Source organism: Streptomyces sp. NPDC057002, from assembly GCF_042673825.1.
Taxonomy (GTDB): Bacteria; Actinomycetota; Actinomycetes; order Streptomycetales; family Streptomycetaceae; genus Streptomyces.
The window spans coordinates 288,989-296,544 of record NZ_JBHURZ010000002.1 but is presented as its reverse complement, the minus strand read 5'-3'; the positions used below and the strand labels follow the sequence as shown (position 1 = coordinate 296,544).

Sequence of the window (7,556 nt, the reverse complement as noted above, 5' to 3'; positions counted from 1 at the left end):
CGCGGCCCCCCACCCCGAGCACGTCCTCGCCGACCCCGCCGCCGCCCGCTGCGCGCCTTGGATTTCCCCCCCCCCCCTCGCCGCCGGCGGGGCGGGCCCCCGCGCCCCCCGACGGCCGTCACAGAAGGACAACCATGAGCACCCCCGAAACCCCTGTCGTACGGACCGAACGGATCGGCTCCGCCCTGCTGATCACCCTGGACCGCCCCGAGGCCCGCAACGCCGTGAACGCGGCGGTGGCCGACGAACTGGCGGGAGCGCTGGACGAGTTGGAGGCCGACCCGGCGCTGCGGGCCGGTGTCCTGACCGGTGAGGGCGCGACCTTCAGCGCCGGCATGGACCTCAAGGCGGCACTGCGCGGCGAGTCTCCCGAGGTCGAGGGCCGTGGATTCGGCGGACTGACCGAGTCCCAGCCGGCCAAGCCGCTGATCGCCGCCGTGGAGGGCTTCGCCATGGGCGGCGGCTTCGAACTGGCCCTGGCCTGCGACCTGATCGTCGCGGCCGAGGACGCCCGGTTCGGTCTGCCCGAGGTCAAGCGCGGGCTGATCGCGGCGGGCGGCGGTGCGATCCGGCTGCCCAAGCGGATCCCGCACCACCTGGCCATGGAACTGCTGCTGACCGGCGAGCCCGTGGACGGCCGCCGCGCCGGCGAACTGGGCCTGGCCAACCGGGTCACCGCCACCGGCCAGGCCGTCGCCGAGGCGCTCCGGCTGGCCGAGCGGCTCGCGGAGAACGCCCCGCTCGCGCTCGCCGCCGTGAAGCGCGTCGTCCGGGCGGCCGACGGGGCGCCCGACGCCGAGGCCTTCGCCTTCCAGCGCGGGCAGATGAAGACCCTGATGGCCTCGGCCGACGTCCGCGAGGGCATGACGGCCTTCGCCGAGCGCCGCCCCGCGCAGTGGACGGGACGGTGAGGCGCCATGCAGGCCGAGGACGTACGACGGCACGTCACCACCCCCCTCACCAGCCCGGCGTTCGCGCCGACGGTCCCGCGGTTCACCGACCGGGAGTACCTCAACGTCGTCTACCGCACCGACCCCGAGGCGCTGCGGGCGGTCGTCCCGGAGCCGCTGCGGATCGATGAGCCGCTGGTCCGGTTCGAGGTCATGAAGATGGGCGACGTCAGCGGCTACGGCCCCTACACGGAGGCCGGGCAGGCGATCCCCGTCGGCTTCGAGGGCGAGCGGGGCGAGTACCTGCACGCGATGTACCTCGACAACTTCCCGGCGACCGCCTCCGGCCGCGAGGTCTCCGCCTACCCGAAGGCCATGGGCTCCCCGGCGCTCCGCGTCGACACCGGCGCGCTCGTCGGCACCCTCGACCACGGCGCCCTGCGGGTCGCCACCGCGACCATGGGCTACAAGCACCACGAACTGGACCGGGCCGAGGCGGCGGCACAGATCACCGTGCCGACCTTCATGCTCAAGACCGTTCCCGGCTACGACGGTCTGCCGCGCGTGCAGGAACTCGTCCGCACCCGCATCACCGACCTCACCGTCAAGGAGGCGTGGACAGGCCCCGCCCGGCTGCAGCTCTTCCAGCATGTGCTGGCCCCGCTGGCCGATCTGCCGGTGCTGGAGGTCGTCTCCGCCAGCCACATCCTCACCGACCTGACGCTCGCGGGCGTCGAGCCGGTCCACGACTACCTGAAGGGAGCCATGTCATGATCCGCGCCTTCCGTACGGCCGCGGTGATCGGGGCCGGGACCATCGGACTGTCCTGGGCGACGCTGTTCGCCGCGCACGGCCTGACCGTCAAGGTGACCGACCCGCGGCCGGACCTCGCCGAGGCCGTGGCCGAGGCCCTGGACCGGAACGCCCCGCAGCTGGCCGCCCGCGGCCTGGACGTGACGGACCTCGCCGACCGGGTGCACCTCGCGGCCGATGTCGCCGAGGCGGTCCGGGACGCGGACGTCGTCCAGGAGAACGGCCCCGAGCGGCTCGAGTTCAAGCGGGACCTGTTCGCCACGCTGGCCCGCGAGGCGCCCGACCACGCGCTGCTGCTCAGCTCCTCGTCGGCGATCCCGTCCAGCGCGTTCACGCGTGAGCTGCCGGACGAGGCCGCCGCCCGGGTCCTGATCGGCCACCCCTTCAACCCGCCGCACCTGGTGCCGCTCGTCGAGGTCGTGCCCGGGGAGCGCACCGGCGAGGACGCCGTGCAGGACGCGGTGGACTTCTACACCTCGGTCGGCCGCACCCCGGTCGTCGAACGCAAGGAGATCCCCGGCTTCGTCGGGAACCGGCTGCAGAACGCGCTCAGCCGCGAGGCGGTGTACCTCGTCGAGCAGGGCGTGGTGACCCCCGAGGACCTCGACAAGGTGATGACGAACTCGCTGGGCCTGCGCTGGGCCACCGTCGGGCCGTTCCTCGGCTCGCACCTGGGCGGCGGCCCCGGCGGCTACCGGCACATGGCCGAGCACATCGGAGCCTCGATGAAGCAGATGTGGGCGGGGCTCGGCACCCCGTCGCAGAACGAGGAAGAACAGGAACGGCTCATCGAAGCCGTGGAAAAGGCCTACGGCTCCTCCACGTACCCGGAACTCACCGAGACGCGCGACCGCAGGCAACTCGCTGTCCTGTCCGCCCTGGACAACGCCGACAAGGAGGAGAACTGAGATGACCACCCCCATGGAACCGCTCGAGGACCAGCTGACCGCCGACTTCTACGGCTACGAGGCCCTGCTGCCCGACGAGGAGCGCAAGATCCTCCTCAAGGCCCGCGCCCTCATGCGGGACGAGGTCAAGCCGCTGGTGAACGAGAACTGGGCCAAGGGCGAGTTCCCCACCGAGCTCATCTCCCTGTTCCGGGACAGCGGCCTCGCCGGACTGCCCTACGAGGGCTACGGCGAACACCGCCCCGCCGTCAGCAACCTCCTCAGCGGCATGCTCGCCCTGGAGATGACCCGCACCGACGCCTCCGTGTCCACCTTCTTCGGCGTCCACAACGGCCTGGCGATGTACTCGGTCCACTCGGGCGGCGACCAGGAGCAGCGCGATCGCTGGCTCCCGGAGATGGCCGCGATGGACAGGATCGGCGCGTTCGCCATGACCGAACCGCTCGGCGGCTCCGACGTCGCGGGCGGCATGCGCACCACGGCCCGGCGCGAGGGCGACACCTGGGTCCTGAACGGCGCCAAGAAGTGGATCGGCAACGCGACCTTCGCCGACTACGTCGTGGTGTGGGCCCGGGACGTCGACGACAACCACGTCAAGGGCTTCGTCGTCGAGAAGGGCACGCCCGGCTTCGAGCCGGTGAAGATCGAGGGCAAGATCGCCTTCCGGATCGTGGAGAACGCCGAGATCACCCTGACCGACGTCCGGGTGCCGGAGGCGAACCGCCTGCAGAACATCAACTCCTTCCGGGACGTCGCCGAGATCCTGCGCGCCACCCGCGGCGGGGTGGCCTGGCAGGCGCTGGGCGTGATGGTCGGCGCCTACGAACTGGCCCTGGACTACGCGCGGGAGCGGCGCCAGTTCGGCCGCCCGATCGGCGGTTTCCAGCTGGTGCAGAACCTGCTGGTCAAGAGCCTGGGCAACATCACGGCGTCCTGGGGCATGCTGGTGCAGCTCGCGCGACTGCAGGACGCGGGGATCTTCCGTGACGAACACTCCGCCCTGGCCAAGGCGTTCGTCACCTCCCGGATGCGGGAGGTCGTCGCCTGGAGCCGGGAGATCTTCGGCGGCAACGGAATCCTCTTGGAGCACGACATCGCCCGGTTCTTCGCCGACGCCGAGGCCATCTACTCCTTCGAGGGCACCCGCGAGATGAACACCCTGATCGTCGGCAAGTCGATCACCGGCCAGAGCGCCTTCGTGTGACACATGCGGCAAGAGTGAACCCCAGGTCCTTCGACCTGGGGTTTTCTCATGGCGCCACCTTGATGCCATCATGCCGCCATGGACCTCACGCCCTACGTCGACTCACTCCGCCGGGAACTCGCGGTGGCTGCCGAAGCCGGTGGGGAGGACGCCCGCGAACTGGCGGAGCGGCTGACCGCTCCGCTGGAGTCGGCGACCCGCCTGACACTGCTGAACGTGCTGTCCGCCGCCATGGACGAGATCACCCGCGAACTCGCCCCCGGCTCGGTCGACGTACGGCTGCGCGGCCTCGACCCCGCCTTCGTCGTGACACCGCCTCCCGCCGGCGCCGGTTTCGAGGAGCCGGACACGCGTCCCGAGCCGCCGAGGGCCCCGGCACCGGCCCCGGCGCCCGCCGACGCCGACGACGGCACCACCGCGCGGATCAATCTGCGCCTGCCCGGGCATCTCAAGGGGCGCGCCGAGGAGGCCGCCGCACGTGAGGGCCTGTCGGTCAACGCCTGGCTGGTGCGCGCGGTGAACGCGGCCGTGGAGAGCGGCGACATCCGGGCCCGCTCCACCGAGTCGACCCGCGGCGGCGGCAACCGCTACACCGGCTGGGTGCGCTGATGCCCGCCTTCGAGACCCCGGAACCCGTTGCCGTGACCCTCCGCATCGGCACGGGACTCGTGCGGTTCCTCGCCGACGACCGCGCCGACACCGTCGTTCAGGTGCTGCCCACGGATCCGGAGCGGGACGCCGATGTGCGGCTCGCCGAGCAGACCCGGGTGAGCTGCGCGGGCGGGCGGCTGCACATCGAGGCGCCCCGGCAGCGCACCCTGTTCGGGCGGCCGGCGTCCGTGGACATCGTCATCGAACTGCCCGCCGGTTCCCGGGTGGAGGCGGAAGCGGCCTGGGCCGACTTCCGTGCCGAGGGGCGGCTCGGCCGGACCAGGGTGAAGACCTCGACCGGCGACATCCGGCTGGCCGAGACGGGGCCGCTGCATCTGCACACCGCGCACGGGCGCATCACGGTGGACCACGCCCTGGGCGACGTCGAGGCCCAGACCAGTTCGGGCAACATCGGCATCCGCGCCGTCGAGGGCAATGTCGTACTGAAGAACTCGCACGGCACGACGGCCGTCGGCACCGTCACCGGAGAGGCCAGGATCAGCGGCGCCAACGGTGACATCACCGTCGAGCGGGCGGGCGCCGGGGTGCGCGCCACCACCGCGCACGGGATGCTCCGGGTCGATGAGGTCGCCCGGGGCCGCGTGGAGCTGGAGACCTCCTACGGGGACATCGAGGTCGGAGTGCGGGCCGGTACCGCGGCGTGGCTTGACGCGAGCTCGGGCCACGGCCGGGTGCGCAATCTGCTCACCGCCTCCGACAGCCCCGCGGAGAGCGACGACAGGGTGGAGGTGCGGGCCCGCACCCGCTACGGCAGCATCGAGATCCGGCGCGCCACGGTCTGAGAGCCCGCCCGGACACGGCGCCGCGGCCCGGAAGTCGCCCCCGGGCGCACCCCTGCTGTCCCCTCCGTGCACGGGCGGGCCCGAACCCCTCCGGGGCGGTCGAGACCTACCGGGGCATCCTGGACGCCCTCGCGGACCCCCGTCAGAGGCCGCCGACGCGCTGCGCTCCATACGGGGGCAGTTCGACGCCCGCGGCTGGCACAAGCAGGCGGGCAAGGTCCGTCTCCACCTGGGCCAAGCCCTCGCCCACCTCGGCGAGAGGGCAGTGAGGGGCGGGCCGGTGCCCGGAGGCTAGGGCTTGCGGCCCGTGGTGGAGGCGAAGCCCAGCCAGGTGTGGCGGTTGTTCCACCAGCACCAGCCGACCTTCGGGGCATCGCGGCGCTCTCGGCCGTCGCGGCCGGTGCCGTTGCTGATCCAGATCGCCGGGGTGCGGGCGTCGAACGTGCCGTTCGGCTTGCGCAGCCGGGAGCCGATGGTCATGAAGCACAGGTTGCGCTCCAGGGCGGCCGGTTGCTGGAGCACCCAGTGGATGCCCTCGGTGAGCAGCAGCGGGGTGCGGTCCTCCTCGGTGAGGGCGGGCAGGGCCTCTTCGGGGCTCCAGTTGCTCATGTGGTCGCCGCGGTCGAGGCCGGTGAGGACGTAGAGCGGGGCGTCGGGCAGTTCGACGGCGGTGGGGGTGAACTCGTCGACGTCGGGCATGTCGACGACTACGAAGCCCGGCTTGCCCTCGCGGCGGAGCAGCGGCGCGAGGGCGGAGGCGGGGGCCCGGTCCGGGTGCACGGCGAGCAGGGCGCCCTCGCCGCCCACCGAGGCCTCGGCGTCGGCGGCGTACGTACGGATCTCGGCGGCCGGCAGGCCCGCGATCTCGTGCACCCCCGTCTCGATCAGTCGCTCTGCCTGTGCGCTCAGGGGCGGGAGTACGGGCAGAACGGCGGTGGTGCCGGGCGTGGTCTCGGGCACGATGCTCCCTGGGTTGGCGGCGTGAACATCGATGCAACGCGGCGAAACGCCGGGACGTTCCCCGGGTCAGGCATGGGATCGGCCCGACAGGCCGTTCCGCTGCCACTCACGGGGCGTCACGCCGTAGGCCGCCCGGAAGGCACGGCTGAAATGGCTGGGGCTCACGAAGCCCCGGCGCCGGGCGACGGTCGCGGACCCCCTGCACCGCCCGGCGGAAGCGGCCGACGGGGCCCGTTCCCTGGTCACCGGTCTGGCCGCGAACCGCTCCTTCGAGACGGGACTCCCGGTGCGGACGCGTGACCTGTTACCATCTGACTGATCGTCAATTCACCGCACCGCGTCTGCCGGGCGTGACACCATCGGCGGCATGGATGGATTCTTGACGCCTAATCAGATCGAGGCCCGTAAGTCCCGTGCGTTCGCTGCCGCCGTCGAGGCGGGTCGTGATCTGGGGCTCACGGTGACCGACGCGACGATGATCTACGACGTGTTCTCCGTCGTGGTGCACCTCGCCCCGTCACCGGTGGTGGTGCGCGTGCCGACCGTCCTGCCGTCGTACTCCGACCCCGGCTTCCAGGCGGCGCGGCAGCGGATGGAGCTCGATGTCGTGGCGTGGCTCGCGGAGCAGGGCCATCCGGTGATTCCGCCGAGCCCGCTCGTGCCGCGGGAGCCGGTGCGGCGCGACGGTTTCTCGATGACGTTCTGGCAGTTCGTCCAGCTGGACAAGAGTGCCGAGCCGGATTACGCGCACAACTCCGCTCTGGTCGCCGATCTGCACGCCGCGCTGCGCGAGTACCCCGGTGAGCTGCCGTTCCTGTCCGCGGCCGAACCGCGGTTCGTCTCCGAGGGGCTCGCCGTGCTCGAAGGGCGGCCCGATCTGCTGGAGCCGGCCGACCTCGACCGCGCGCGCCGTGAGTGGGAGATCCTGGAGCCCGTCGTCAGCTCACGCGCGGCCTTCGAGGCGGCGTTCCCCGGCATCGAGTTCCAGCCGATCCACGGGGACTCCCCCGCCGCCAACATCGTCTCCGCCGCGGACGGCGAGCTGTACTCCGACTTCGAGCTGACCACGCTCGGCCCGGTCGAGTGGGACCTGGCGGCGCTCGGCCCCGAGTGCGAGGCCGCGTACAACACGGCCGCCGAACGCCGGGGCCTGCGGCGGCTCGACGAGGGCGTCCTGCGCGTCGTCAACGCCGTGGGCATGTCCCGCGCGGTGGCCTGCCTCGCCCTCGCCCCGCAACTGCCCCTGCTCGTGGAGGCGCTGAAGCCGGCGGTGGAGCAGTGGCGGACCATGCCGTTCGCGGGCGGTCTGGGCGCTGAGTGACCGGGG

At 72.3% G+C, this 7,556-nt stretch carries 8 protein-coding genes and 1 pseudogene; 7 read left to right on the top strand and 2 right to left on the bottom strand.

Translation table 11 applies throughout. The annotated features are described in order from the left end of the window. The first annotated feature begins 134 nt into the window (after window positions 1–134). The 6 genes from ACFT32_RS09495 to ACFT32_RS09470 all read left to right on the top strand — a co-directional run bounded on the left by ACFT32_RS09495 (window position 135) and on the right by ACFT32_RS09470 (window position 5,269). Window positions 135–911 (top strand): crotonase/enoyl-CoA hydratase family protein, encoded by a 777-nt coding sequence (locus ACFT32_RS09495; protein WP_382487604.1) that lies wholly within the window; start codon window positions 135–137, stop codon window positions 909–911. Between the two features lie 6 nt (window positions 912–917). Then, window positions 918–1,664, top strand: a complete 747-nt coding sequence (locus tag ACFT32_RS09490) for an acetoacetate decarboxylase (protein ID WP_382487602.1) — start codon at window positions 918–920, stop codon at window positions 1,662–1,664. Continuing rightward, the gene (locus tag ACFT32_RS09485; RefSeq protein ID WP_382487600.1) at window positions 1,661–2,611 is read left to right on the top strand and encodes an SDR family NAD(P)-dependent oxidoreductase; all 951 of its coding nucleotides are present in this window, start codon (window positions 1,661–1,663) and stop codon (window positions 2,609–2,611) included. Before ACFT32_RS09490 ends, ACFT32_RS09485 begins: the two co-directional genes overlap by 4 nt. 1 nt (window position 2,612) lies before the next feature. Beyond that, window positions 2,613–3,815, top strand: a complete 1,203-nt coding sequence (locus tag ACFT32_RS09480) for an acyl-CoA dehydrogenase family protein (RefSeq protein ID WP_382487598.1) — start codon at window positions 2,613–2,615, stop codon at window positions 3,813–3,815. 78 nt (window positions 3,816–3,893) lie between these two features. After that, window positions 3,894–4,424 carry a toxin-antitoxin system HicB family antitoxin gene (locus tag ACFT32_RS09475; protein WP_382487596.1) on the top strand — a complete coding sequence of 177 codons (531 nt, stop codon included), beginning with the start codon at window positions 3,894–3,896 and terminating at the stop codon, window positions 4,422–4,424. Then, window positions 4,424–5,269: a DUF4097 domain-containing protein gene (locus ACFT32_RS09470; RefSeq protein WP_382487595.1), complete on the top strand. Its 846-nt coding sequence runs from the start codon at window positions 4,424–4,426 to the stop codon at window positions 5,267–5,269. Before ACFT32_RS09475 ends, ACFT32_RS09470 begins: the two co-directional genes overlap by 1 nt. A 291-nt stretch (window positions 5,270–5,560) precedes the next feature. Here ACFT32_RS09470 and ACFT32_RS09465 read toward each other — a convergent pair whose 3' ends face one another. Both ACFT32_RS09465 and ACFT32_RS09460 read right to left on the bottom strand, forming a co-directional pair. Next, a complete protein-coding gene (locus tag ACFT32_RS09465) occupies window positions 5,561–6,229 on the bottom strand; it encodes a DUF5701 family protein (RefSeq protein WP_382487593.1) in 669 nt (222 codons plus the stop codon). Between the two features lie 66 nt (window positions 6,230–6,295). Beyond that, window positions 6,296–6,421, bottom strand: a pseudogene (locus ACFT32_RS09460) (AraC family transcriptional regulator); the annotation flags it as partial. 175 nt (window positions 6,422–6,596) lie between these two features. Here ACFT32_RS09460 and ACFT32_RS09455 point away from each other — a divergent pair. Beyond that, on the top strand, window positions 6,597–7,550 hold the full coding sequence (locus ACFT32_RS09455) for a phosphotransferase family protein (protein ID WP_382487591.1): 954 nt from the start codon (window positions 6,597–6,599) through the stop codon (window positions 7,548–7,550). Window positions 7,551–7,556: the final 6 nt, after the last annotated feature.

Bases quoted from the DNA above. Each gene is read 5' to 3' on its own strand.
- ACFT32_RS09495 (WP_382487604.1), top strand. From the start codon at position 135: ATGAGCACCCCCGAAACCCCTGTCGTACGGACCGAACGGATCGGCTCC.
- ACFT32_RS09455 (WP_382487591.1), top strand. From the start codon at position 6,597: ATGGATGGATTCTTGACGCCTAATCAGATCGAGGCCCGTAAGTCCCGT.
- ACFT32_RS09470 (WP_382487595.1), top strand. From the start codon at position 4,424: ATGCCCGCCTTCGAGACCCCGGAACCCGTTGCCGTGACCCTCCGCATC.
- ACFT32_RS09475 (WP_382487596.1), top strand. From the start codon at position 3,894: ATGGACCTCACGCCCTACGTCGACTCACTCCGCCGGGAACTCGCGGTG.
- ACFT32_RS09485 (WP_382487600.1), top strand. From the start codon at position 1,661: ATGATCCGCGCCTTCCGTACGGCCGCGGTGATCGGGGCCGGGACCATC.
- ACFT32_RS09490 (WP_382487602.1), top strand. From the start codon at position 918: ATGCAGGCCGAGGACGTACGACGGCACGTCACCACCCCCCTCACCAGC.
- ACFT32_RS09480 (WP_382487598.1), top strand. From the start codon at position 2,613: ATGACCACCCCCATGGAACCGCTCGAGGACCAGCTGACCGCCGACTTC.